The organism is Priestia sp. TSO9 (genome assembly GCF_021029645.1).
Taxonomy (GTDB): Bacteria; Bacillota; Bacilli; order Bacillales; family Bacillaceae_H; genus Priestia; species Priestia megaterium_E.
This window is the reverse complement of sequence record NZ_JAJEKD010000013.1, coordinates 52,892-78,240: the sequence shown is the minus strand read 5'-3', so window position 1 is coordinate 78,240 and position 25,349 is coordinate 52,892. Positions and strand designations below refer to the sequence as shown.

Below are 25,349 nucleotides of genomic sequence, written 5' to 3'. Positions count from 1 at the left end.
AAGTATTAATAAAGAGGTCCTTTCCTAAATACCTCCAAGTTAAACACTTTCTCCTCCTTCCCCAAATCAACCTCAAGCCCTACATAAAAATAGGCTTCAAGGTCATTCTTTTTAACATTATTTGGATGTACGATTCCTATATAACGCTTTTTAAGAGGTGATGATTCTGTATATATCAAAAAAGGTTGGCATTTTAAGCTGGTTTGCTACTTGCTTGTATTTTTTAGTTGAACCTTTCTTTATTTCGACTTCAACTGCTCCCTACAGTTTTTTAAATCACGCAATGAGTGATCTTGGCGTAACTTCTTGTGGAACCTACACCTATTCAATTGCACCTCATGACATTTGCTCTCCTCACCATTTCTGGATGAACGTATTGTTTATTATAAACGGATTAACACTTTCGATTGGTGTTCTGTACATTTCACAAACACTAAAGAAAACAAAAATAACCCAGCTAGCAACAGCTTTTATTCTTATATTAGCTTTAGGTAACATTGTTTCAGGCTTTATACCGGCTGATATAAATTTATTTTGGCATTCAATATTCGCTCAACTTGGCATGATCACTGTTTTAGCTGGTCTTTGGATATATGCATCCTCTTTAACCAGGGGCAAGTATTGGACTTATGGCTGCTTAGTCTCCTTACTAGTCATCCTTATACTCATTATGCTTGTATTTTTTGTTCCTATGCCTACCGGCCTGTTGCAAAGATTATTCTATTTAGTAATCTTTATATGGGGCACCGTGCTTTCCTTTATGTTAAACAAGTAATCTATTATCATTCCGTTTCATATGAGCTTACAAGATTACGTTAAACTACTCGTAATTTTAAACAGCAAAAAGCCCATAGAGGCATCCCCTATGGACTTTTTATACGATTTTGTTAGATAAATTCTCTTAATAATTCTTTAGATTTCTTTCCGCTAAAACCAAAATAATTACCAATAAGCTTGACGTATTCTGTGTAGGTAACTTTTCTATTTAAAGCAGTTTCCCACCATCTCTGTGGATTATAATAGCGACTTCCACTAGAACAATAGGTTAATTGTATTTGGGTATCCTTAAATTCTTTATTAAAGTTTTTTTCTACCCTTTTCATATGGTAGTTTGAAGAAACAACGATAGCGGATTGAAAATGATCGTTCATCATTAACTCTTTTGTAAATTTAGCATTTTCCGTAGTGCTTGTAGCGTGATTTTCTAATATAATTGAATCCTCAGGTATCCCAGAGTCTTTGGCTTGATGATAAAAATTATTCTCTTGACCGTTCGAAAGAATTAAATGAGAAGCATATCCTTTTTTATATAATTCAATTCCTTTCTCCAGTCGATCATCATCACCGCTTAACACAATAATCACGTCAGATTTTACAGGCTTTTCGTTTACGACAAGCTCTTTCCCGGCAAACAGAAAAAAAATCATCCCTAATCCCAGCATGAATATGCTGATCTTTACTCTTCTACCTTTAATTTTTTGCATATAGACCCTCATCTAAAAAGTTCACTTCATATCGTATCATAAAGCTCAATATTCATAAAAATAAAAAGGTAATATTCTTTTTGATTAACTGTATATTTCTCTTATTCATAAATTTGGATCTATAAAAATAACTGGTTAATGGAATCATCTTGGTTTGCAGCTAGTTTAGGAACGGCTCCAATAGGAACCCACTAATACGAAAAAATTAATCCTGCATCTTCCCCTTCAGAATTAACCTTATGTTCCCACAGTTCTGAGGTTTCTTCTTTAACTTCTAAATGAAAAACATGTCGTTCATGATACTGGCTTTTACTTTCATGATGATAAACATATGTTCTTAATTTGTTCACGGATGAAAACTTCATTAACCCCGACTCTTCTTTAACCTCTCTATACAATGCTTCTTCAATTGTTTCGCCTTCTTCTACAGTACCTGCTGGAACTTGAACTCCTGCTTCTGGATAATCTCTGTGCTTGTAAACTAATAACTCTGTATGATGATTATTAACTCTAGTTATGTAAGCCAAAACTTTTGTTATAATCGTTTTATCCTGCACATTCGCTTCCTCCTATTATTATTACGCATATTTTATTACATCTATAAATCTATTTTAATTGCAAAAATAATTAGTCTCAGTCTTGTCATAATAAGCTGCTCTTACGGAAGGTTAACTGGTATGGGAATTGGAATGGGTAGTTTTGCTATTCTGATAGGACCTATAATCATCATATCAGTAAGTAAAATAATAGGAAAAGGCAAGAATCAAATTGATTCTTGCCTTTTCTGGTTTTATTTTCTTTCAAGAGAAGGTTCTGATACATTTTCGTATTCTGTAATTTTATCAATGCGATTTTCATGACGGCCCCCAACAAATTGTGTTGTTAACCAAGTCTTCACAATTTCGCGGGCTAAACCTGGCCCAATTACTCGTTCCCCCATGGCTAAAATGTTCGTATCGTTGTGTTCACGCGTCATTTTAGCTGAAAAAACATCATGAACAAGTGCGCAACGAATTCCTTTTACTTTGTTCGCGGCAATACTCATGCCAATTCCCGTACCGCAGATTAAAATTCCAAAATCCGCTTCTCCATTTGCTACTCGTTGGGCAACTGGAATCGCATAGTCCGGATAATCGACTGAACTGCTGCATTCACAGCCTAGATCTTCATATATTATGGACATTTCATCTAATAGATTTATAATCTCTCTACGAATGTTTATCCCACCATGATCTGAAGCAATTATGACTTTCATAAGATTACTCTCCTTGTTCAGCTATAGTCTTAATTAAAATTCTAATGATTTTTGGAGTCTCTTTTTACCAATACGTTATTTCCTAGAACAATCTTCAGAACACTTCCCGTACCACGTTTTAACCCCTTCAGAGTTGTCTACATTCTCAATAACTTTCCCACATACTTGACAAACGATAGTTCCCTGTTTTACATTAACCTGCTTATTCATTTCTATTTCCTCCTTTTTATTAGAAAAATTCGTTTGTATTCAAATACATTTCTTTAGAGACAAACTCGTTTTATCTCTACTTTGATAAATCATTGTATGTTAGAAAAGATATTCTTAAGCCAGAATGGTAGCCAGTAAGCTGTATTTATCATCATTACTAGATAGCTTTGAATGAACTTTTTCAATATCTACATTAATTAAGTCATTTTCTTTGATTCCTACAGCTCTACCAGAATACCCTTTGAGTAATAATTCTGCTGCTGTGATCCCCATTTTACTTGCTAATATGCGATCAAATGCGGACGGCTGTCCTCCTCTTTGAATAAAACCCAGTATACTTGTCCTGACGCTAATATCTAATCGATCCTCGACATATTTTTGCAGGTCTTGAATATCGTACATTTTTTCAGTAATCAGGATTAGGTTATCTTTTTTGCCGCTTTTCATTTTCTCGTTCAGTTTGGAACATATCTCTTCAAAACTTAATTTTTTCTCAGGTGTGGAGATGATTTCCCCGGCGCCTGCTAAAGCAGAGTACAGGGCTAAATCTCCGCAATATCTTCCCATAACTTCTACAATGGTAGTCTTTTCATGAGATAAATCTGTATCCTTAATTTTACCGAGGCATTCTAATATCGTATTTAATGTAGTATCAAATCCAATTGAATAATCTGTATAAGATAAATCATTATCAATCGTTGCGGGAATAGCAATGACATTTACACCTAATTCATGTAATTTTTGAGCGCCTTTAAAAGATCCTTCACCACCGATTACTACTAAATGATTAATTCCATAATCTTTTAATATACTTAAAGCTTTCATTCTGCCCGACTCTTTCATAAATTCTGCGCAGCGGGAGGTTTTTAAAAATGTCCCTCCTTTATCCGCAATGTAATCTACATCCGTAGAGGTTAATCTATGAAGTTTACCTTCTATTAAACCTTGGTAACCACCCTCGATTCCCATTACCTCTATGTTATGATAGTTAGCTGTTTTTACTACTGCTCTAATAGCAGCATTCATTCCTGGAGCGTCTCCGCCACTTGTTAAAACTCCTAGCTTTATCATTGCTAAACACCTTCTCATTAATTTAGAAAGGTGACCGACACATATTAAAGACCTTTTTGTCGGTCACTCTCAGTAGCACAATTTTTCTTTCAAACAAGAATCAACTAGTTTTTTCTAATCGATCGACTGTGTTTTTTTTAATAGCTCTTCCTGATTGTTTTAATAAAAAAGCTACGATAAAGGACGCTACGAACATGCTAATACCTAGAAATGTCATACTAGCATTAAAAGATCCTGTTAGATCTTTAATATATCCCACGATGTACGGTCCGAAGAAACCGCCTAGATTCCCAATACTATTAATAAGGGCAATGGCACCTGCAGCAGCAGCTTCCGTTAAGAAAGACGGTGGAATTGCCCAAAACGGAGAATATGCTCCGAACGCTCCACAAAGACTGATCGTTAAGAATACAAATGATAAAACAATGTTCATATTTGCAACGTAGCTACTGATAATCAATGCCACGCCACTTGTTACTAAGCAAGCAACGACGTGAAAGCGTCTTTCATTTTTCTTGTCAGAGTGGTTACTAACCAACATCATGGTTACCATTGCACAAACATACATTAATCCTAAAATCCACCCCATAGCATGCGTGCTAAGAGAAGTCGTTTTAGATAAACCTTCTGAAATTGTCGGTAAAAACATGACGATGCCGTAGTAGCCAACCATCCAGAAAAAGTATCCTAAAGATAAGGTTAATACGTCACGGTCTTTTAAGGCCTGAGCGAATGTATAGTGTTTGGCTTCCTGCTTTTCTAACTTCTCTTTTGTTGTAACGTCGATTAACCATTTCTTCTCCTCGTTAGTCAGCCATTTTACATCCTCCAGCTTATCGTCAAGATAGAAGAAACATATCACACCTAAGATTAAAGCTGGAATCGCTTCCAAAATGAAAAGCCATTGCCATCCAGCCATGTTTAACCAGTCAATACCTAATAAATAAGTAGAAAGAGGAGATCCTATTGCATTAGCACCAGGGATTGCAATCATAAATCCAGCAATTGCTTTTGCGTGATGTTTTGTTTGATAAAAACCACTTAGATAAAAGACCATACAAGGATAAAAGCTAGCTTCAGCAATTCCTAAAAGAAATCTTGCTGTATAAAACTGCCATGGTGTTTGGATAAAAGCCATTAAAATAGCAATTACTGCCCATGTAATCATGATTCTACTAATCCATCTTCTAGCTCCGACTTTCGTCATCATAGCACTTCCAGGTACTTCTAAAAGGAAATAGCCAAGGAAGAAAATCCCTGCCCCTAATCCAAAAACAGCATTAGAAAAACCTAAATCTTCATTCATTTGTAATGCAGCAAACCCAATATTTACTCGATCAAGTATCGATATGGTAAAACATAAAAATAGAAATGGAATGAGCCTTAACGTTACTTTTTTAGTAGTTGAACGTTCTAAGTTAATTGGATCCAAAATAATTCCTCCCTGGGTTACCATCCTTCTATTCTTCATACTCTTCGGTCTTTGACCTGAGTGTTTGCTCTAGGCTAATTGACAGAAAGAATTAAAAGTTTACATAAAAGATGATTGATCTATTTCTAAGTCTGAGTAAATCTAGTCCCTACTTCTGTAATCCCTTTCATATGGAAATATAAAAAATGAAAAAGCGAAGTATCCCCCTGTATTATTTATCATTTAAAAAAGTAAGAACTATTAGAAAATATCATACACCAAAACCTTACTAGCGATATGAAAACACTATAAATCTACTTTCTACTTTCTATCCTAATAATCCAAAACATTTGTACTCCACATTAGCGGTAAAAAACGCTTACATTTCCAAACCCTTCTCTTAATCTCTCTAAAAAAATATCGAGCTGTAAAGAATAATGAATTTTAAGATTTACATTACCTCCGTTTTATAGATTTAGCTACTTGTATACTAAGTTACCTTATATAAACAGTGTACTTACATACCTATTAATTGTCAATATAATTATTAGATTAAATATTTTCTTAATTTTCTTAAAAACAAAAGGAATATACAGTTTGCTTGGAAAGAAAACACTGAATCTTACTCATTTTATGCTGTCTTTTCAACAGCAAAAAGACAGCTACACTTTAGCTGCCTTTTACCTCTATATTTGGTATTATTCTAATAAAAAATTAGTTGGAATTAAGCTTTCCAATAACGATCATATAAATTTTGCATGTGAAAACTCATAATTCTCACAGCTTCTTCTTCGTTATGCTGTTCAATTGCATTAATAAGTAATTTATGCTCATTAAAATTAACTTCCCGGTAGTCAGGTCTAGTGACGGTTCGATCTCTTATAAACTTCCACATTTCCTGCTGTTTCATCGCATTGCTAATAGCTGCCATAATACTAATAAATAAATCATTATGAGAAGCCTTTGCTATACCATTATGTAGGGCTTCATCTGTTTCTGGCACATACACGCCTGCGTTCGTTTCTTCCTCCATCTTATCAATTGTTGCACGCAGGTCCTTAATATCTTCTTCTGTAGCTCTCAAAGCTGCAAAACGTACAATAAGAGGCTCTATGTTCATTCTTGCTTCTACAATGTCTTCAGGGGAGGTAGAGTCCGTTAAAAGTGTTGATTGAGAATTTTCAGCTTCTTTTTGAAACTCTTTAACATATACACCTTCTCCTTGACGAGAATAGATAAAACCGTTCAATTCTAGGGCGCTAAGGGCTTGTCTAACAGGCACGCGGCTTACACCAAATTGTTCACACAGCTCCCTTTCAGCAGGGAGTTTATCTCCTACTTGGAACGCGCCAGATTGAATTTCAGAAAGAATTTGATTATAAATTTGAATATATAATTTATTATTGGAAACTGGATTAAAACTAATGGAAATCACTTCTCTCTATAATTATTAACTCATTTTATTCATAATTAAGTAGACATAATTATTATATACTGTTCTATTTTTAGGGGCAACAAGCCCAGCATCTTCTAGCAAAAAAATCCTTATTTATGTAGTCAGTTTCTCATTTTACTAATGATTTTATCAATAAACAGCTATACAGGCATACCATCATGGCATGCCTGTATAACGAACCTGAATATTAATCCATATGTGAGCCACCGTTTATATCAATTTCTTCTCCTGTAATATAGGAAGCTTCTTCTGAAGCTAAAAAGGCAATTGTAGCCGCGATTTCTTTCACTTCACCTGGTCTACCCATAGGAATACTATCAATCACAGACTTTGCATCTTCTTCAGGAAGTGACTTCCAAATTTCTGTATTAACGAGTCCAGGAGCTACACAGTTAACCGTAATGCCATCTAAGGCTACCTCGCGCGCTAAGTTCTTTGAAAAACCTAGTACTGCTGCCTTAGATGCCGAATAGTGAGGTCCCCCAAACACTCCTCCACCTCTTTTAGCCGAAACAGAAGACAAGCTTATAATTCGACCATACTTTTGACCTTTCATTGTTTCTAATACTGCTTGCGTACATAGAAATAACCCAAACATATTGACGTTAAACACTTTTGTAATGTCTTCAAGCGTCATATCTTGAACGGTAACCTTTTGAGAAATACCTGCATTATTAATTAAAATATCAATTCTGCCGAATTCTTCAAGTGTTTTTCTAACCATCGCCTCGCAAGAATCTTTACTTGTTACATTTAACTCTATTCCTAGGGCTTTGCCACCAGCTTCTTTTATTTCATTTACGGTATCCTGTACGCCATCAAAATTGATATCTGCTATAACAACAGCCGCTCCTTGCTCTGCAAGTGTCAGGGCGATTGTACGTCCAATCCCTTTTTTGGAACCGCTACCAGTAATAATTGCTACTCTCTCTTTTAAATCAAACATATTATATTTCCCCTATCTTGTTAGCTTTATCTATTTAATATAGTTATTCTTAAATCAGTTCTTTGGCTGTTTTGATAATATTTTCTACAGTAATTCCATTTAACTCTAATAGTTTTTCATAAGGTGCAGATTGTCCAAATTGATCCTGTACACCAATTCTTCGAACTGTACCTTTTCCTTCTTCCGCAACTACTTCACATACGGCACTGCCAAGGCCATTTAGAATATTGTGATCTTCAACCGTAATGATTTTTCCAATATTTAAGCAGTCAACCACTGCTTCCCGATCTAAAGGCTTAATCGTATGCATGTCTAGTAATTTCACAGATATGCCTTGTTTCTCTAATTCTTTCGTTGCTTCTAAAGCGAGTCGTACTGTATCACCGTTGGCAATAATAGCGATATCGCTTCCATTTTTAATTTTTTTCGCTTTTCCGATTGTAAACTCTTCATTTTCATCGTAAATCATTGGAACCGTATCACGAGTAAAACGAAGATATACAGGTCCGTACACTTTAGCAGCTTGTTCTACTAGCTTTCTAGTAGAATAATAGTCAGCTCCCATAATGACGGTCATATTTGGAACCGATCTTAATACACCCATATCTTCTATAGCTTGATGGCTTCCGCCATCATTAGCTGGCGTTAAACCGCCGTGTGAACAAGCAATCTTTACATTTAAGTTAGGATAGCAGACTTCTTGTCTAATTTGTTCAAGCATTCTTAACGAACCAAAAACCGCGTAAGTGCTTACAAAAGGAATTTTACCAGTCGTAGCAAGTCCAGCCGCTAACCCGGCTGCATTTTGCTCTGCAATTCCTACATTAATATGCTGGTCGGGTAATTGTTTGATAAAGTTTACTGTTTTACACGACTTTGCAATATCGACATCAATGACATAAATATTTTTATTTTCTTTCCCTAATTTTACGATTTCATCTCCAAAGGCTTCTCTTGTAGCTTTTTTTACTGTAAGATCTTTTTCTAGTATGCTCATTATCTTAACCCTCCTGCTACTTCTTCCATTGCTTGATGATATTGTTCTTCATTTGGAGCAACCCCGTGCCAATCAGCCACATCCTCCATGAACGAAACTCCTTTACCTTTTACCGTGTCACAGATGATACATTTTGGTCTTCCATTCTTCGCTACTCTTACTTCATCCAATGTTTCTACAATCTCTTCCATGGAATGTCCATTAATTCGCTTTGTTTCAAAACCAAACGCATCAAATTTTTTCTCTAAATCTTGTAATGGCATAATTTCATCACAAAATCCATCGATTTGAAGTCTGTTATTATCTACAAATACAATTAAATTATCTAATTGGTACTTAACTGCTGTTTGAGCAGCTTCCCAAATTTGTCCTTCTTGACATTCTCCGTCTCCTACTAAAGAAAAAACCCTATAGTCTTTAAAATCTCGTTTCCCTGCGATTGCCATACCTACGCCACACGAAAGCCCTTGTCCTAGTGAGCCTGTTGAAATATCAATACCTTTACACTTTTTCATATCTGGATGCCCTTGAAACGGAGAACCGTATTCTCTTAACGTGTATATCGTTTCATAGGGAACGAATCCTCGTAAAGCTAAAGCAGAATATTGAATGGGACAAACATGACCTTTAGAAAGGACAAATCTATCGCGATCTTCCCAGTTAGGATTGTGCGGATCAACATTCATTTCTTTGAAATAAAGCGCTGCCATAATATCAGCTGCAGAAAGTGAACCTCCTGGATGGCCAGACTGTGCTCCATAAATCATTGTAAGTGCTGTTTTTCTTAATTGAATGGCTTTTTCTTTTAATTCTTCAATACTAATTTCTTTCATTTTAGTCACCTCATTAATTTATGACTTGCTGTTTTCTAAATGATATATCCATTAACATATAATTTAGTATACTTAGGTAACTTGTATACTAAGTAGCTTTGTGACTTAAGTTTACATCTGAAATGCGAATTCGTCAATAACAAGATTGAATTATTAGAATTTTTTTATTTAAAACAAGTCATTTTGTAAATTCGCATGTTGTTTTCTCTAAGGTTTTTAAGCAAAAAAAGTACTGCTCCTATTTTAGAAGCAGTACTTTTTTATTGATTGATTAGTAAATTGTGTATATAAACAAAAGCTTTATCAAAAAACAACTATGCTTTTGCACTAGAATTATTGCTGCTTATTACATCTTGGCTACTAGATTTAATGCTTCTAGCTACTAGTATACCTACTATCCCCGATATCCCTAAAATAATGAAGATGTAGTTATAACTTGTAACGAGCGCAATAAGCGTGGACGAAATAATACTTCCGAAATAACGAAACGTTGAATAAATACCAGAGGCTGTACCAGACTGTTCTTTGCTTACGGAGTCCAACGAGGCAACCTGCATGCTTGTTAAACCTATTCCGGTCGAAAAACCTCCAACAATTAAAGCCACTATAAGAAAAAGAATAGATCTAATGTTCTCTAAAGATAAAAAAAGAATATTAGAGACAATAATCATAGCAAAAGAAAACCCAATCACTTGTTTAGAACTAAACTTATTGTTTAATAATCCACCTATCCAGCCGCTTAAAGACATTGAAATCGAAAAAATTGACAAAACAAGCCCTGTTTGCGCTGTAGATAAATGAAATTGAGCCTTCATTAACAGAGGCATAATTAATAAAATCACATACATAACAAAGTTGCTAAGCATAATAGATAAATTAGCGCTTGTAAAGGTGGCATTTTTGAATAAAGAAAAATTAATAATCGGGTTTTCTGCTGAATTTTCTCTTTTGATAAACAAGATTGTAGATAAAATAAATATTATTCCCATTATTAAAGCCTTGGTAAATTCCATACCGTGTGTCAGCAAGATCAATAAAGAAATGCTAATTGCTAAATAAATGGAACCTTGAATATCTAAAGTACTTGTTTGCTTTTTAACATTAAATTTAGGAATCATAACTATTCCGCTGATTAAAGCTAAGAAAAGAAAAGGAACGTTGACCCAGAATATAGCTTCCAAATTGAAGTTCTCAAGCAGGACAGACCCTAATAAAGGTCCAATTGCAGCACCCAAACCCATCCCCATTCCAAATATACCTAAGACTTTAGAGAGCCGTTCTTTTGGTACCACATATCTAATGATTGCTATAGTGTTTGGAGTAAGTAAAGCTCCTCCTACTGCCTGCAGTGATCGAAAGATAATAAGGGAAATGAGATTAGTTGAAAATATACAGCCTAAAGACGCTATCAGAAAGAACACCACGCCCCATAAATAGATATTTCTGTTTCCGTACAAATCTCCTAGTTTTCCAGCGATAGGCTGAGTAACAGCCATTACAATTAAATAAATAGTTACTACCCAAGAAATACTTGCAAGTGGTTCGTTAAAATGAGCTGATATGGTCGATAGAGCAACGGCAATCATTGTCGAATTTATTGGTACAAGAAATGTCCCAATTAGTAATGAAATAATCAAGATAAGCTCTTTATGTTTGCCCAAACATTATTGCCTCCTTTTAGTGGAGAGAAATTCCTTTTATAAACGTTTTTATACTGCTTTTTATCATATCTTGATAATCTGCATGTAAGGCTTTGTCTCCAAAATTTAGTTTATACATAAAATATCCCCAATACGTACTTAGGAAAATCTCCGCTTGTGTACAGCAATCTAATTCTTTGATATATCCTTTCCTTTGCATTTCTTCAAAGTAGTCTTTTAGTATTTCTTTCGTATCATTAATTTTTTTCAAAATTTCTTCGTGCGCCTGTGAGAAAATTAAAGGATCTTTTAAAGCAATTGAAATCATGTCTCGGTTATTATCAAAGTCTTTTAGTAACAGGTAACCGAAATTCGTCAAATCTTTTTCAAGCTCCCATTCAATTGATTTATCAAAAATTTCAAGCGAAAAGCTTGTTGTTTTGACAATATCTTGAATAATGCCTTCTTTATTGCCAAAGTGGCGAAAAACAGTTAATTCATTAACGCCAGCTTGTTCTGCAATTTCTCTAGTGGTAGTACCTTTGTAGCCTTTTTCTTTAAGCAGTTCTATTGTAGCTTTTGTTATCTTCTTTTTTGTGTCATCTTTTTTCATGTTAATCATCCTTTATGCTTCCTGAATGTAAGTATTTACTTTCCATTAGGCAGTATATAAAGGAAAAAGAGCTGTTGTCAAATGGAAGCGAAGAGAACTATTTATTCATTTAAAAGCGTGACAATTCCATTCGTACCATCCACCATAACCATATCACCATCCTTTAGCTTATCCGTACTTATTTTCGTACCAACCACTGCAGGAATTTCATATTCACGTGCAATTATTGCCGAATGAGAAAGAATACCTCCAGCGTCAGTAATAACAGCCCCCGCAGTCTGAAATAAAGTAGTCCAAAGTGGAGTAGTGGTCTTACATACCAAAACATCACCTTTTTCCAGCTTGAAAAATTCCTTCGTATTTGAAATGACCTTTACTTTTCCGGTATAGGTTCCTGAAGAAGAGGCTAACCCTTTAATAGAATGTTCGCTGTTAGCGTTGCTTTCCTCAATAGCACCCATATATTTTTCAGCTTCTTTCAGGTGAGCTGGCTCAGGCACGCCAAAGTATCTAGGCAAATTAGATGTTTGCTCATGTTCTGCGTGTTCTTTTTTACGCTTCTCAACTAATTCTGTCACGTCTACTGGATTTTCTAAAAGAGACTCTAGCTCATCAAGATATAAAAAGAAAATATCATCTTTCACTAGAAAAACATGATGATTAACTAGTAAATCACCTAGCTTGAGTAGGAATAAACGAGCTTTTGCGTCCAACATTGCATCGATATAAAAATGATGGTCATCTCTTATAACGGATGCATCTAGCGCCCACTGATAATATTTTTTAAACTCTTCTTTGTGTTTGCTATCCGCTATCTGTTCCAGGAATTCATTATAGTTCTGTTCACGTTTTTTGACTGTTTGTTGGAAGTTTTCATCAAAGTTGTAACCGTCATTAACATACCCTTGAATAATCGATAATGCGTGAAGAGGATTCTCTAACCACGTTTCTCCTACAAAATCGTGACTTACAACGCTTCGATATCCATACTGTTTTAAGAAAGCACCTAATTCAGCTATAAAGCTTTTTGCTGCTTTACTTTCCTCTAGTTTCTTTAATAAAGTTTCTGTGGATTCTTCTTCAAAGATCTTAGCAAGCTCCGCATCACCTTTAACTGTTAAAGCAAGTCTAGAAAGCTGCTGATCCGTTTCCAACGATTTGTTCATTTTCCCGGTCAATAGCTCATAAACATCATGTCCGGATTTTTTATTTGTAAGGTTTTTATAGTATTCTTCAACCTTAGTATTTAAAGACATTTGAGGCATAACAATGTCAAAATGCAAGTCATATGCCGTTTTATAAAAATCAGTCAAACTTTGAAGAATCTCTTTTCCTCTCTGAAGATTGAGATTTTCCTCGGTAAAGCTATCTAACTTGTTATAGTAAGGCAGGAATTGTTCTTTAATCATTCGATTCATTCGTTTTGTTAGGATTGGATAAATACTTTCCATCAATTCTTTATTTGCTTGGAATCTTTTATTGGAATCTCCTTTAAAAGGCTCCGTTTTTGTATAGATATGTCCTTTATAAAGTTTTAAATTAAGTCTATTAAACATAAACTTTAACTTTTTAAAGCTAGCAGCTGTGCCTTCCGAAAATGCTGGAATAATAAATGAAGCATACAAAGGACTAACAGCATGAGAAAAACTTGTGTCATTTAAAATCCAAAACTCTTCCATATTCTCGAAACTTAAAGATATATCTTTTTGGAAAGGAGTTAATTCTTTAGTTTCTGTTAATGTGGTAATCGCTCTTGCCTGTAATAGATATACTTGATTGTCTTGAATACCAAACTCTATGTCTACGGGATGTTGGTAAAGAGCTTCTACTTCTTTTGTTATTTCGGCCAATTCAATGATTTTCTCGTCTGTTAAACAAAACCTTTGCTGCTCATCTTCCGTTGTTTCGATTTCTTCAACGCCTTCATCAAGTGGAATTATTTTTACTTCCTTTAGCCCTTTTTCTTTCTCTATCTCAAAGGTTTGTTTATTAATCAGGTAAACATCAGGTGTTACTAAACCTGATACGATTGCTTCTCCTAGTCCATAGCTGGCATTAATCATCATTTCTTTTGTATTATGAGTAACGGGATTTTGACTAAATATGACTCCCGATACTTCGGACTCAATTAATCCTTGAACAACAACTGCCATTGAAATTTCATCAAAATCAGCATACATATTTTGAGTATATTGTTCGACTCTTTCAGTAAAAAATGAGGCCCAGCACGCTTTCACTTTACTCAAAAAATCCTCGATACTTTTCACATTAAGATAGGTTTCATACTGGCCAGCAAACGATGCACCTTCTAAATCTTCAGCACTGGATGATGATCGCACGGCTACTGATGTATAAGAGTTTTTTAGATTTCGAAATGCCTTTATAAGATCCGATTCAATTTCAATAGGAATTTCCCCTTGCAAAATTCTCTCGTGGATATTATCCGTTTGACGATTAATCCCATTCCATTCAATATATCGCTTTAAAGCTTCTGGTTGAATAACAAACCCATCTGGAATCGGTAAATTTTCTTTTTTCATTTTTATAAGGTTTAAAGCTTTTGCTCCAACTTTTTCGTTCGCCTCGTCCACCTTTTGAAAACTTAAACTATACATTAAAGATATTCATCCTCCTACAAACTAGTTTTAAAATGTAAGTAACTACTTACTTTATATTTATTTTAATTCTTTTAAATTTTTATGGTCAATAAAAAGTGGTAAAACATTTAAAAAATACATATTTAGTTGTGCTTTATTTTAATTTCACTTAAATAATATTCCTCTTTTTTATTACATTTTTTAACTATTATTAGTCTTTTTTATTATAAAGTCTAAATAGTTAATCAATTAAAAGGTTAATAAAAGAAATGCAAAAAACCCCACCTAAATTAAGGTGGAGATTTCCTTTTTTATAGTTGGGTTAACTATTATCTCTGAGTGCTTACAAGCTTCCACTGGCTGAGTGTCAATTTTATCTTATATTCTCTAATATATAACTGAGCGCTATCAGATTTACGAATCATATGCGAAGTCATAATCAAAAATCTCCTTTCTCATAGAGTTATTTTTAATATAAAACTATTTTGGAAATCTTAACCTAAGCATAGCTCAGTATTGTAAACCATTTATTAATGACAAGAAAAGATTATGTAAACATTGGAGAGTTGTAGGGGAACCACTCATTAGTTATGTTTCAACTTCAATAGATTGAGATTTCTATATGTATGAGTTCATTGACGAAGCAGAAACTGCAGTGAAGATTCAAAATAAAGTGGATTCCAATAATGTAAGGTAAATTAAAAGGATAGGCCTTTAAAGCCCTATCCTTTTACATAGCATATAAAAAAATTTATTTTCTTAATAAAATTGAGACATTAACCATCTATAACGGTTACGTACAAAGATCAGTCCATTAGATTGACAAGCTACTATTTATGTTAGATACCATCCTTTTTAACTCCTTCAAATCATTTATTACCACATCAGCCTGTGCAAGCTCAGCTTCTTGAGCAAAATCAAAATTACACCCCACTGCCATTAAACCATTATCCTTTGCAGCATTGATATCAGATAGGCGATCTCCTACTACTGCAGCATGTTTGATATCATATTTCTTTATAATTGTTTTGACTAACTCTCCTTTATCGAGGGTTTGGATTTGTTGAATACTAAATGTTTCTGTCACCCAATTATTCAAATCGTAATGGTCTACAATTGCTTCTAAATATTCTTTTAAACCGTTACTTGCTATGTAAATGGAACAGTTATTTTCTTTTAAATAGCTAAAGACCTCTTTTACATTGGGATATAAAGCACCTTTCCCTTTTCTTATATTCTCCACTAAGCTTTTTAAAAAATAGTCATCCGTATACTTTCTTATTTCATCTGATTGATTAGGTAATAAAGCCTCCCATACTTTTGGTAAAGGTACACCCATAATCTCACGATACTTATCTATAGGAGTACTAGCGTCCCATTGATTGATTGTACGCAAATGGTTAAAGGTATCATCAAGTGATAATTCTAAAATCTTATCTGTTTGAAACAGCGTTCCGTCCATATCAAAAATCAGTGATTGCAACATTATGTATCTCCCTCTTTCGACAGTATTAAATATGTATTTATATATAATACCATAAAAAGGAAAATATGCAGTTATTAAAAACCATAATGAATATTCTCAGCACAAAAAAGCACCTACTCATTTATAGGTGCTCTTTTTAACTTTGCATACTTTTTTTGAAATACTAAATGCAACGGTCGCTGCTATAGTAGCACTTAAAAATGGGTAACTAAAAGAAAAAATACTGACCGTTGAGCTACTCAAATGCTGTGAAGTCTCAGGTACATATGTAAGTGTAAGAAATAGCCCAGAAACAATTTGAAAAGCAAACAGTAACACTATAAAACTACCAATAAAGACTGCATAATTTTTCAAAATGACTCCTTCAGTACTTTTAATTTATAAACCTCATATTATTTTAAAAATAGGGACACAACGATAAAGCCTATAATCAGTACAGTAATAAGTATACCTAGCCCCTTCCATCCTAAGCTGCCTGCTAAACCAGGTAGGTTTCCAGCTTCATTTCTGTTAAATGCATCGTTCATATTCCCTGTGGGGTTTCTCTTGACCTCTTCGTGTTTTAATCTCTCTCTTCTTCTTTCAGGTGTTTCTTTATCTTCGCTCATCGTCACACCACCATTTTTGAAATATTATAACATATTATGGTTAAAATATAAATTAATGGGTTTTTGTCAGTTCCCTTTTCTTACACTAACTGTACACATTTCTTTTTTTAATAAGTATGGAACACTGCTTTGTAATGAAGAAGTATACAACGCTAGTTAATATAATTACTATTACAAACACCTGCATCAAAGAGATCCTCTTTATGTAAGGGGATCTCTTTAATAACCTTATACTAGATACACATTCTTCAAGTTTTTTTGTGTACGCTTATTTATGTAAAACATCTTCTTTTGTGATTACTTTTTCATAAATTAGTGGTTTAGTTCCTGCTTCTGGCAAAAGATAAATAAAGACAGTAAACGTAAGTTGAAGGATTGAAACTACAGCCAAAAATAGAAAAAGACGTTCCCTGTCCTTAAACCATATTACTAAACATAAAACTAGAGATATTAATGACAAAAATAAAAAAAGAAAAAAGCTATATGAATAAGAAACACCATAATGATAAGAAATATCTAAAAAGAAAAATACTATATAGAGAAGTATAAAAGCTGACGGTACTACTTTAGTAAACGTACTCAATAGGAAAAAAACCTTTCTGTTTATTTGTTTTAGATTTATAGCTCAAACATACTCAATTTACATAAATGAGTACATATTAAAAGCTGCAGCAAAAATAAGTATTACTCATCTTAATTATTTATTTTTTGAACCAAAATGCCTCCAACTTTGTCCTTGTCATCTAAAGAAAACTCAATGTTGAGCTTATGATTTCTAATCTATTAACTATTTTTCTTTTGCATATACAAGTCAATCCAATAGAAAACACTAGCTGCAAAGTAATACATGGCGATTATAGCTAACGTCTCATAGACAGATTCCGCAGCGCTATTTTTCACAAAAGAAAAAACAGTACGCACTACAAAGAAAACGATAGGATAGACTATAAATAAAGAATTAAATTTACGATTCATAACAACATAATGTTCCTTTATTTGGATATTTATGATTATTATAACATATAATTTTCTTTTTTATTTCTTTACTACATATTCTTTAGGTTTTTCATTTACATAATTATTAAAGGTACAACATCAAAAGAAATTCTTATTAGTAGGTCTTCTTTTGATTATCCGTTGTTTTCGATTTCTTATCTAAGATGAATTTTAAATGGCTACTAAAGATGAATAAACCGCAGATGACCATCAACCAGCGCGTACCCCCTTGATGTATAGGATCAAAAAGGTTTAATAAAACAATTCCTAATCCTGATAACATAGCTAGATAACGTAAGACCAAGTATAATCCCCCATTTCGGTATTTTACATCTATACGGTATTATTAAAACAATTAGTAGCCCTATAAACAAAGGAGCGATTACATGAAATTTAATAAGTTAATACCAGAACTTTCCGTAAAAGATATTTATAAATCAAAAGAATTTTATTTAGAGATACTTGGATTTGAGCTTGCATATGAACGTCCAGAAGACCAATTTGCATTTATTTCACTAAATGGAGCACAAATGATGATTGAACAATGTAATGGTCACTGGGAAACTGGTGAACTTGAATACCCATATGGGCGAGGGATTAATTTTCAAATTGAAGTAGAAAATATAGAGGTTATTTTACAAAACTTAAAGAAACATAATATTTCACTTTTTAGAGACGCTATGATGAATAACTATAGTGGCTTCACTCAAAAAGAATTTATAGTTCAAGATCCAGATGGCTACTTGCTAAGATTTTCTCAGGGTTATTCAATAAAATAATAAAACTATTTTTAATTTACGTTCATGATTTTATCCCCCGTTCCAAGAGTGAAGAGGATCTCTTAAACAAAAGACGCCTCTTCATTTCTTAATTCATAGCTTCGCACCACACCATGGGCAAAATGAAATTCCAATGATAGATGAACCACCATCATGGATAATTAAACCGTATTCCTTATTTGTTTTATCAAATAAGATAAGATTATCTGGACAATCAAACGGATCACTATGAATATCACACGTAAAGTTCGCATGATAATTCATGTAATCGCAGCAATGCTTTTTCATTCGTTTTCTCCTTAACTATATGGTCACTATTACTTTTCTTGGTAAACTGAACAGTGTTCATCGGAAATACGATAATTTTCCTTACCGGTTGGGGCCGCTACCTCAACTAATTTATGTCCTAGCCGATCCCATACCGCTACTGTATGCAAAGATACCCATTTCAGATCTCCTCTAGCAAGACGAAAAGAATAGTACCAGTTTTCAGTCCTTACTAATAAACTTCTATAAGAAAGTTCCTTTTTCTTTAAATTTTTGATTTCTAGAATAAAATCTAACATATTTTCTTCCTTAGGCACTTGAATAATTCGCGCTATAAATGTTCCATTAGGATTTTTTTTCGTTTTATAAACTTTTTCCCTTTCTATTTCTAACTCTGGCCGCCCCCTCATATTCCTTCCCCCTGTGTATTAACAAATAATCTTAGTGCTAAGTAGAAATCTATAATTGGTTCAGTAATTCTTTTAACTTTTCTTCAATATCATCTTCTAAATGATTTTTTGACAAATCATACAAAGTGCCTGTCCCTTTAAAATACCCACTAAAGTAATACCACAACTGGATGTAATGAACGTGTGCATCTTCTTCATCTGTAAACCCATCAAAGTTTATTGCCACTTGGGAACGATATTCTTTTTCTAAACACTGCTCCGAACTTAGATTTGGTAGTTGGTCGCCATCAATATCCCGACACATCCATATTTTTAAGTTCTGCTTATCCTCACGTTCAAATTTATTTCTATATTTGTGCTGAAGACTTTTGCAGTATGCCTCTCCTACTTCTTCCAACTTTACTATATCTCTTTTTAAATTCTCATTTATTTCACTCTCAGGGACTAAAATATATTTGTCATCTGTTTCCTGATCCTGTTTATCCATAAATAGCTTTTTTAATTTATTAAACAAGCTTTTCCCACCTATCTAAAAAAATAATACAAGCATGTTAAATTCGACTAAAGAAATCTTATTTCCTTCTCTGAGCTCTAGTCGTCATAACTAATATGATATCAGCTACTTCCTTACAAGTAGATTCTTTTACTGGAGTGCTGATTTTCTGACATACTTGTAATTCAATATTTTTTACAGCGAACACATGTGTTAAAGTGTAAAGTAGTGAAGCGAAAGGAGTAAAAACAACATGGCTCAACGAATCGTCAATATGTTTTTATCTGTCTTAGCTGCTTATGGAACGTTAATTTTAACCAAAAACATGAGCATTGCAGATAATATCTTTGTGACACAGATTGTTCGTCTGATCATTTGTGTTGTAGCTGTTATCATTGTGACAGGAATTACTACATACATTTTCAGAAATAAACCTTCTAATAAATAAAAGGGCCGCTATTTAGATAGCTGCCCTTTTTATTTTCCTTAATTCCTATTTTATTTCATCCTAAAGAAAATAGGGATGTCTCAAACAATCATGAGACATTCCTATTAAGGTCATACATACTTTTACGCGTTTAAAGCACGCACAAATTCTTTTGCGAGGCTGATAGTAGACTGTGGATTTTGTCCTGTTAAAAGCTTTCCGTCTACTTCAATATGATCGCTCCAATTATCTTTTGCAATAAACTCAGCGCCTAGCTCACGAAGCTTTGTTTCAAGAAGAAACGGCATGTATTTATCTAAGGTTGTATCTTTCTCTTCTGAATCAGTAAACGCTGTAATACGTTTACCCTTTACAATCGGCTCACCGTTTTTAAGCTTTCCTCCTACAAGAGCTGCCGGTCCATGGCATACTGCCGCAATCAGCTTGTCGTCTTCAGCAAATTCTGTTAACAAACGGTGTAAGTGCGTATCCTCTGGAAAGTCAAACATTGTTCCGTGCCCTCCAGGTACAAACATGCCTGCAAAGTCTTGTGAACTTACTTCAGCTAATGATTTTGTATTCTCTAAAAGTTTTCCTGCTTCTTTGTCTTCGTCCGTCACATCATCTGTTAAGCTGTTAGGATCCACAGGTGATTTACCGCCTTTTGGACTTGCTACGACTACTTCATATCCTTCTTTCTTAAATTCTAAATATGCTTCAGAGAATTCTGTAAGCCAAATTCCAGCAAGCTCTCCATTTTCCATTGTATGTCCATTTGTAACAACCATTAAAATTTTTGAATTTCCTGTCATGATTTACTCATTCCTTTTTCATTTATTATTTATAATTTACATACATGTACCTTTAATAATTCATTTATCTCTTTGAATATGTTCCCCGGTATTATTTGATGAAAACATGGTAACTTTTTCTTAATAATAAAAAGAACAGGTAAAAACAATGGTTAAATTATACGAAAAAATAGACGCTTTTTTTATAGTTTGAAGACTATACAGAGCAGATTTTTTATATGCAGTGTGAAAAGTGATCACTTTAAATATTTTCACTTTTTTGACATATACATCTAATTCGATTATTATCTAATTAGATGTATATCGAATTAGGGAAAGAAGGTAGTAAGCTATGCAATTAGATAAGTTGGTGAATTATCATAAAGCCGTTGGTGATCCTACCAGGATTAGAATTATTTCACTATTAAAAAAAGGGCCTCTTCATGGGCAAGCCATTGCTTATAAGCTGGGGTTACAGCCTTCAACTATTACTCATCACATTTCAAAGCTAAGAGATGTAGGAATTATTTATCAAAGAAGACAAGGGAACATTATTTATTTTTATCTAGACCTTGAAAGACTCGAATATAACTCGAAGGCTATTTTGAATATTGGAGAGGATTCGATGGAAAATCAAGAAAACCATTTACAGGATAAAGACAAATTATCGATTGTTAAAAACTTTATAAACAGTGACGGTAATTTAAAGATCATTCCAAGTCAAAGAAAGAAAAAGAACGTAATATTAGCCTATTTAATACGCGATTTACAGCACGGAAAAACGTATCAAGAGAAAGAACTGAATGAACATATAAAAAAATATCATGAAGATTATGCGACGATTCGCAGAGAGTTAATTATGCAGCATTTTATGTATAGGCAAAATGGAGAATACGAGTTAAATCCAAAAGAGATGTGGCCCGTTATCTTTTAAAATGGACGTAAAAACGTTCATTTTTTAAGCTTTCTAATTCGATATATATCTAATTAGTCTATGTTATTTCAAATAGAATTAAAGTAAAAACGTTTTGGTAAGCATGTAACATTAATTTCATTCTCCTATGTGCTCGCACAGCAGCCATATTAGTTTGCTTACTGCTTACCCTAAAAGCATCTGCTTTGAAAAAAAATCATAAAACCTCTGTATGCAATAAGGATTATCCTCTACCAACTAAATTAGTCAATAATCCTTATCGTACTTTATTTATCTTTTAAAAAACTATAAAAGTGTTTTAACCATAATAAAGTCTATTTGTTCTTCGTCTCCCATGTAAAACGAGTGAGATCCGGTTTGAACAAATCCCTGTTTCTTATAAAAAGCAATCGCATTTTTATTTTTTTCCCATACACCTAACCAAATTTTCTTTTTATTAAGTGTCGTTGCTATCTCTACTGCTTTATTAAATAAATGTTTACCAAGCCCTTGTTTTTGAAAGCTGTTACCTATATAAATTCTTTCAATTTCAAGCGCTTCTTCCCCCATCTCTTCAGACTGAGCATCATCCGTATTAACCTTTAAATAACCTGCAATTTCATGATTAACATGCATAAAAAAGAATTGCGAGGACGTATTTGATAGTTCTTTTTCTAGCTGTTCCACTGTAAATGCTTTTTCTAAATAAGCTTTCATGTTTTCAGGTGAATTTTGATCTTTAAACGTTTCATTAAATGTTTTGTAACTAATATCTTGAAGGTGATTTACATCTTCAAGAGTACACTTTTTTATATCCATCATCACTGACATACGCCTCTCCTTTATATCCTCAATAATTTCTCTTGTTTCCTTTTTTGACAAACTCCCAGTCTGCTTCTATATTTTTTCTTACTCTTTGAACCAGCTTAAGAATGGTATCTGTTTCTTCCTGGGTAAAACCTTCTAATGCCACTTTATCCGAATAATCATTTTCTCTTTTTATAAACGGATATACGTTCTTCCCTTTTTCAGTTGGAAAAAGGTTTTTATTTTTTTTATTGCGGAGATCGTCTTTCTTCTCAATAAAACCATTCATTTCAAGCTTTTTTATAGCCCGAGCCGCTGTTGTTCGATCTACTTTTATCATCTCAGCTAACTTTTCTTGAATGATTCCCGGATTTTCACATATTCGCACTAAATACAAATACTGCCCCTTAGTCAGGTCATACTCTTTAAATTCTATATTACTAATCGAATCCAATGCTCTTGCTATCATTCCAATTTCACGCAGAATTTCACTCATAAATATCTCCTTTGCACATATTTTTGTTGCAAATACAATAAAAATAATATAAGTTTAATGTACCTTAAAATAGTTGCATTTGCAACAAAAAATAGTGGATAAAGGGGCTGATTACAGTGAAATATGTTGTTTATGTAGGAGGAATTTTACTATTAACTCTGGGAATTTCTTTAACGATCCAATCCAGCCTAGGGGCTTCACCTTTTGATGCACTTTTAGTTGGACTATCCCTAAACGTAGGCCTTAGCGTTGGAAGCTGGGAAATTATACTTGCATGTGTATTAATTTGTGGTAATGCCCTTTTAAGCAAACAAAAGCCGGAAGTACTGGGACTGTTAACAGCATTCATAACGGGTCTTGGTATTGATGTATGGCTTTTTTTATTACAGAATTGGGCTCCCTTTGAAATGTGGTACAGCAAATTATGTTGTTTTGGAATTGGTTTAATCATTATAGGTGTAGGAACCTCAGCCTATTTACATACAAATTTTGCACCCATTCCAATTGACCGCTTAACATTAATCATACAAAAACTAGCTAAAACAAACTTATTACTTTCAAGAACACTTATTTACCTCACATTCTTACTAGCTGCGATGCTTTTAAACGGACCCATTGGTGTAGGAACGTTATTAACCGTGCTTTTAGGCGGCATGCTGCTTAATTTTTTTATGCCTATTACAAAAAAAGCAGTAGACTGTATATTACCAAAATCTCATACCTTACAAAATCATATTCAAGATAACAAGCGTTCCATATAGATACATTTTTATTACTCAACTATTATAATAGATTTGCACCATAGTACTAGATATAATAAGAGCAATGAGGAGGAAACATTTAATGAAGGAAAGGAGTTATTATTAATCAATGATTGTATTGTATGAAGATAAGTATAAAGAAGCAGTTTACATAATTAAAACAGAGAAAGCAGGTCTCCAGTTAGAGATCGGCTTTCTCTGTTTGATTAACTATTTATTTTGCTTCAGCTTTAATAGTAAAACGATGTTGTTTTACGTCAAAGAAACCTTTAGACTGTATAATTCCATGTATGTTATACAACCCTTCGATATATGTTTCTATATCAAAATTAGGAACTTGCCAAGGAATTGCCTTCAAATAAAAGACGAGCGCTCCAATATCATAAAATCTCTGTACAGGAAACTCTTCTTTGAAAGAAGTGATGTTAAAAGAACTTTGTTTAAGCTCTTCTATTGCTTTCTTTAAATTCCAATTACAAAACTCTTTATTTATTGGAACCCCTATAAATTCATTGATTCGTGAACAGTCTAACCCTCCCACTTGCTGCGTGAAAAACGTGCCTTCCTTTGACAAAATCCTGCTTACTTCTGAAGCACAAAAAGATTCGTGCTGGTTCAAAATCAAATCAAATGTATCATCTTTAAACGGTAAATTTTTGTCTTCAGTTCGTTCAACAACTTTGACACCAAGCGGTTCTAAACGTTTTTTAGCGATTGGAATGTTAGGTTTGTATCCTTCTGTAGCGTACATAACGCGAGGAAAAGGCTGTAACAAAGATAAAAATTCTCCTCCTCCTGTTCCCATATCTAAAGCGGCATTAGAGTTTTGAATAAGACGAATAGCTTCACTTCCGTATGACCACGAAAGCATGTCGCTATCCATACGACCAGTACGAGTAATAATAGAAAAATCCCATCCAGTAAAATCAACATTATTTGTATTGTTTACAGCATTAAAAAAATGTTTGTCCGTTATCATATTGAACTCCTCCTTTTTATAGCTAGCATTAATCATCTATCCTAAACTAGTAAAAGGCGGACCACGGACATATAGACAGCGTTGTTATGTTTCATGTGCTAACGTATTCACACTAACCGCTCCTTTATTAAAATTACGTATGCTTCATTTATTTGTCCATTCATATGTAATATCGGGGAGTTTCTCTTCGTTTTCACATCCTCTTTTTATAATACTGAAGCCGTGTTTCTCGTAAAACCTCTGGGCATTTTTATTTCGTTCAAATGTACGTAATATTAATTTTCCATTTGATTCTGTCTTGGCTCTTTCGAGTAAACGCTGTCCGATTCCTCCTCCTTGATAATCCACATGAACGTACAGTTGGCTAATTTCGTCAGCATGATAAGCAATCATTCCTACTATTTGTTCATCCATTAACGCTAATTCAATTTTATAGTGTGCTGACAATATATGATTTAAAAAATAGACATGACGGTCAAAACTATGCATTTCCTTTTGTTCAATCGCTTTTTCTTTACTATCTCTCCACATTTTTACCGTTTGCTCAGCAAATTGAGGATGATAGTGAACGATATTAACATTAAAATGAGCCATACATTTTCCCCTTATCTGTCATTATGTTA

Annotated in this window: 29 protein-coding genes; 5 read left to right on the top strand and 24 right to left on the bottom strand. The window is 33.7% G+C overall.

Going from position 1 to position 25,349, the window contains the following annotated elements; genetic code table 11:
- Nucleotides 1–160 precede the first annotated feature (160 nt).
- On the top strand, nt 161–775 hold the full coding sequence (locus LJC66_RS08660; protein ID WP_230932323.1) for a DUF998 domain-containing protein: 615 nt from the start codon (nt 161–163) through the stop codon (nt 773–775).
- A gap of 112 nt (nt 776–887) precedes the next feature.
- Here the strand turns inward: LJC66_RS08660 and LJC66_RS08655 are convergent, their stop codons facing one another.
- The 16 genes from LJC66_RS08655 to LJC66_RS08580 form a co-directional block, all read right to left on the bottom strand.
- Nucleotides 888–1,484: a YdcF family protein gene (locus LJC66_RS08655; protein ID WP_230932322.1), complete on the bottom strand. Its 597-nt coding sequence runs from the start codon at nt 1,482–1,484 to the stop codon at nt 888–890.
- 191 nt (nt 1,485–1,675) lie between these two features.
- The gene (locus tag LJC66_RS08650) at nt 1,676–2,041 is read right to left on the bottom strand and encodes an NUDIX hydrolase (protein ID WP_230932321.1); all 366 of its coding nucleotides are present in this window, start codon (nt 2,039–2,041) and stop codon (nt 1,676–1,678) included.
- A 233-nt stretch (nt 2,042–2,274) separates the two neighbouring features.
- Entirely contained in the window at nt 2,275–2,739 is a 465-nt protein-coding gene (gene rpiB / locus LJC66_RS08645) for a ribose 5-phosphate isomerase B (RefSeq protein ID WP_195694839.1), read from the bottom strand.
- Nucleotides 2,740–2,814: 75 nt separating this feature from the next.
- On the bottom strand, nt 2,815–2,949 hold the full coding sequence (locus LJC66_RS08640) for a GapA-binding peptide SR1P (RefSeq protein ID WP_107917869.1): 135 nt from the start codon (nt 2,947–2,949) through the stop codon (nt 2,815–2,817).
- A gap of 114 nt (nt 2,950–3,063) precedes the next feature.
- Nucleotides 3,064–4,020, bottom strand: coding sequence for a 6-phosphofructokinase (gene pfkA, locus LJC66_RS08635; RefSeq protein WP_195694840.1), 957 nt, complete (start codon nt 4,018–4,020; stop codon nt 3,064–3,066).
- A gap of 100 nt (nt 4,021–4,120) precedes the next feature.
- The gene (locus LJC66_RS08630; RefSeq protein WP_171777462.1) at nt 4,121–5,452 is read right to left on the bottom strand and encodes an MFS transporter; all 1,332 of its coding nucleotides are present in this window, start codon (nt 5,450–5,452) and stop codon (nt 4,121–4,123) included.
- A gap of 703 nt (nt 5,453–6,155) precedes the next feature.
- The gene (locus LJC66_RS08625; protein WP_195694841.1) at nt 6,156–6,866 is read right to left on the bottom strand and encodes a FadR/GntR family transcriptional regulator; all 711 of its coding nucleotides are present in this window, start codon (nt 6,864–6,866) and stop codon (nt 6,156–6,158) included.
- 208 nt (nt 6,867–7,074) lie between these two features.
- Complete coding sequence (locus LJC66_RS08620; RefSeq protein WP_195694842.1) at nt 7,075–7,833, bottom strand: SDR family NAD(P)-dependent oxidoreductase; 759 nt, start codon at nt 7,831–7,833, stop codon at nt 7,075–7,077.
- 49 nt (nt 7,834–7,882) lie between these two features.
- On the bottom strand, nt 7,883–8,830 hold the full coding sequence (locus LJC66_RS08615) for a transketolase family protein (protein ID WP_071275826.1): 948 nt from the start codon (nt 8,828–8,830) through the stop codon (nt 7,883–7,885).
- Nucleotides 8,830–9,681 carry a transketolase gene (locus LJC66_RS08610; RefSeq protein WP_051463703.1) on the bottom strand — a complete coding sequence of 284 codons (852 nt, stop codon included), beginning with the start codon at nt 9,679–9,681 and terminating at the stop codon, nt 8,830–8,832. Before LJC66_RS08610 ends, LJC66_RS08615 begins: the two co-directional genes overlap by 1 nt.
- Before the next feature lie 296 nt (nt 9,682–9,977).
- A complete protein-coding gene (locus LJC66_RS08605) occupies nt 9,978–11,324 on the bottom strand; it encodes an MFS transporter (RefSeq protein WP_230932320.1) in 1,347 nt (448 codons plus the stop codon).
- Between the two features lie 16 nt (nt 11,325–11,340).
- Nucleotides 11,341–11,916 (bottom strand): TetR/AcrR family transcriptional regulator, encoded by a 576-nt coding sequence (locus tag LJC66_RS08600; RefSeq protein WP_230932319.1) that lies wholly within the window; start codon nt 11,914–11,916, stop codon nt 11,341–11,343.
- Nucleotides 11,917–12,017: 101 nt separating this feature from the next.
- A complete protein-coding gene (locus tag LJC66_RS08595) occupies nt 12,018–14,531 on the bottom strand; it encodes a PEP/pyruvate-binding domain-containing protein (RefSeq protein ID WP_230932318.1) in 2,514 nt (837 codons plus the stop codon).
- Between the two features lie 796 nt (nt 14,532–15,327).
- Nucleotides 15,328–15,999, bottom strand: a complete 672-nt coding sequence (locus LJC66_RS08590; protein WP_230932317.1) for an HAD family hydrolase — start codon at nt 15,997–15,999, stop codon at nt 15,328–15,330.
- A gap of 392 nt (nt 16,000–16,391) precedes the next feature.
- Entirely contained in the window at nt 16,392–16,607 is a 216-nt protein-coding gene (locus tag LJC66_RS08585; RefSeq protein ID WP_050689076.1) for a DUF6366 family protein, read from the bottom strand.
- A 1,111-nt stretch (nt 16,608–17,718) separates the two neighbouring features.
- On the bottom strand, nt 17,719–17,907 hold the full coding sequence (locus LJC66_RS08580; RefSeq protein WP_230932316.1) for a hypothetical protein: 189 nt from the start codon (nt 17,905–17,907) through the stop codon (nt 17,719–17,721).
- 82 nt (nt 17,908–17,989) lie between these two features.
- Here LJC66_RS08580 and LJC66_RS08575 point away from each other — a divergent pair, with 82 nt between their 5' ends.
- Nucleotides 17,990–18,382 (top strand): bleomycin resistance protein, encoded by a 393-nt coding sequence (locus LJC66_RS08575; RefSeq protein ID WP_230932315.1) that lies wholly within the window; start codon nt 17,990–17,992, stop codon nt 18,380–18,382.
- Between the two features lie 93 nt (nt 18,383–18,475).
- On the opposite strand, the gene LJC66_RS08570 is transcribed toward LJC66_RS08575, so the two are convergent.
- From LJC66_RS08570 to LJC66_RS08560, 3 genes are read right to left on the bottom strand one after another with little or no spacing between them, the layout of a single operon-like run.
- The gene (locus LJC66_RS08570; RefSeq protein ID WP_025601776.1) at nt 18,476–18,670 is read right to left on the bottom strand and encodes a DUF6980 family protein; all 195 of its coding nucleotides are present in this window, start codon (nt 18,668–18,670) and stop codon (nt 18,476–18,478) included.
- A 29-nt stretch (nt 18,671–18,699) separates the two neighbouring features.
- Nucleotides 18,700–19,059 (bottom strand): hypothetical protein, encoded by a 360-nt coding sequence (locus tag LJC66_RS08565; RefSeq protein WP_230932314.1) that lies wholly within the window; start codon nt 19,057–19,059, stop codon nt 18,700–18,702.
- Nucleotides 19,060–19,108: 49 nt separating this feature from the next.
- Complete coding sequence (locus tag LJC66_RS08560; protein ID WP_230932313.1) at nt 19,109–19,573, bottom strand: hypothetical protein; 465 nt, start codon at nt 19,571–19,573, stop codon at nt 19,109–19,111.
- A gap of 232 nt (nt 19,574–19,805) precedes the next feature.
- On the opposite strand from LJC66_RS08560, the gene LJC66_RS08555 reads away from it, so the two are divergent.
- Entirely contained in the window at nt 19,806–20,000 is a 195-nt protein-coding gene (locus LJC66_RS08555; protein ID WP_025749210.1) for a hypothetical protein, read from the top strand.
- A gap of 122 nt (nt 20,001–20,122) precedes the next feature.
- On the opposite strand, the gene LJC66_RS08550 is transcribed toward LJC66_RS08555, so the two are convergent.
- Nucleotides 20,123–20,791, bottom strand: coding sequence for a type 1 glutamine amidotransferase domain-containing protein (locus tag LJC66_RS08550; protein ID WP_230932312.1), 669 nt, complete (start codon nt 20,789–20,791; stop codon nt 20,123–20,125).
- A 331-nt stretch (nt 20,792–21,122) separates the two neighbouring features.
- On the opposite strand from LJC66_RS08550, the gene LJC66_RS08545 reads away from it, so the two are divergent.
- Nucleotides 21,123–21,704, top strand: a complete 582-nt coding sequence (locus tag LJC66_RS08545; protein WP_230932311.1) for a DUF2087 domain-containing protein — start codon at nt 21,123–21,125, stop codon at nt 21,702–21,704.
- Nucleotides 21,705–21,989: 285 nt separating this feature from the next.
- Here LJC66_RS08545 and paiA read toward each other — a convergent pair whose 3' ends face one another.
- Complete coding sequence (gene paiA / locus LJC66_RS08540; RefSeq protein WP_098578970.1) at nt 21,990–22,514, bottom strand: spermidine/spermine N(1)-acetyltransferase; 525 nt, start codon at nt 22,512–22,514, stop codon at nt 21,990–21,992.
- Between the two features lie 19 nt (nt 22,515–22,533).
- Nucleotides 22,534–22,986, bottom strand: coding sequence for a MarR family winged helix-turn-helix transcriptional regulator (locus LJC66_RS08535; protein WP_098248902.1), 453 nt, complete (start codon nt 22,984–22,986; stop codon nt 22,534–22,536).
- A 116-nt stretch (nt 22,987–23,102) separates the two neighbouring features.
- Between LJC66_RS08535 and LJC66_RS08530 the strand changes: the two genes are divergently transcribed.
- Complete coding sequence (locus tag LJC66_RS08530; RefSeq protein ID WP_230932310.1) at nt 23,103–23,747, top strand: YczE/YyaS/YitT family protein; 645 nt, start codon at nt 23,103–23,105, stop codon at nt 23,745–23,747.
- Between the two features lie 214 nt (nt 23,748–23,961).
- On the opposite strand, the gene LJC66_RS08525 is transcribed toward LJC66_RS08530, so the two are convergent.
- The gene (locus LJC66_RS08525) at nt 23,962–24,726 is read right to left on the bottom strand and encodes a methyltransferase domain-containing protein (RefSeq protein WP_230932309.1); all 765 of its coding nucleotides are present in this window, start codon (nt 24,724–24,726) and stop codon (nt 23,962–23,964) included.
- Between the two features lie 144 nt (nt 24,727–24,870).
- Entirely contained in the window at nt 24,871–25,320 is a 450-nt protein-coding gene (locus LJC66_RS08520; protein ID WP_230932308.1) for a GNAT family N-acetyltransferase, read from the bottom strand.
- Nucleotides 25,321–25,349: the final 29 nt, after the last annotated feature.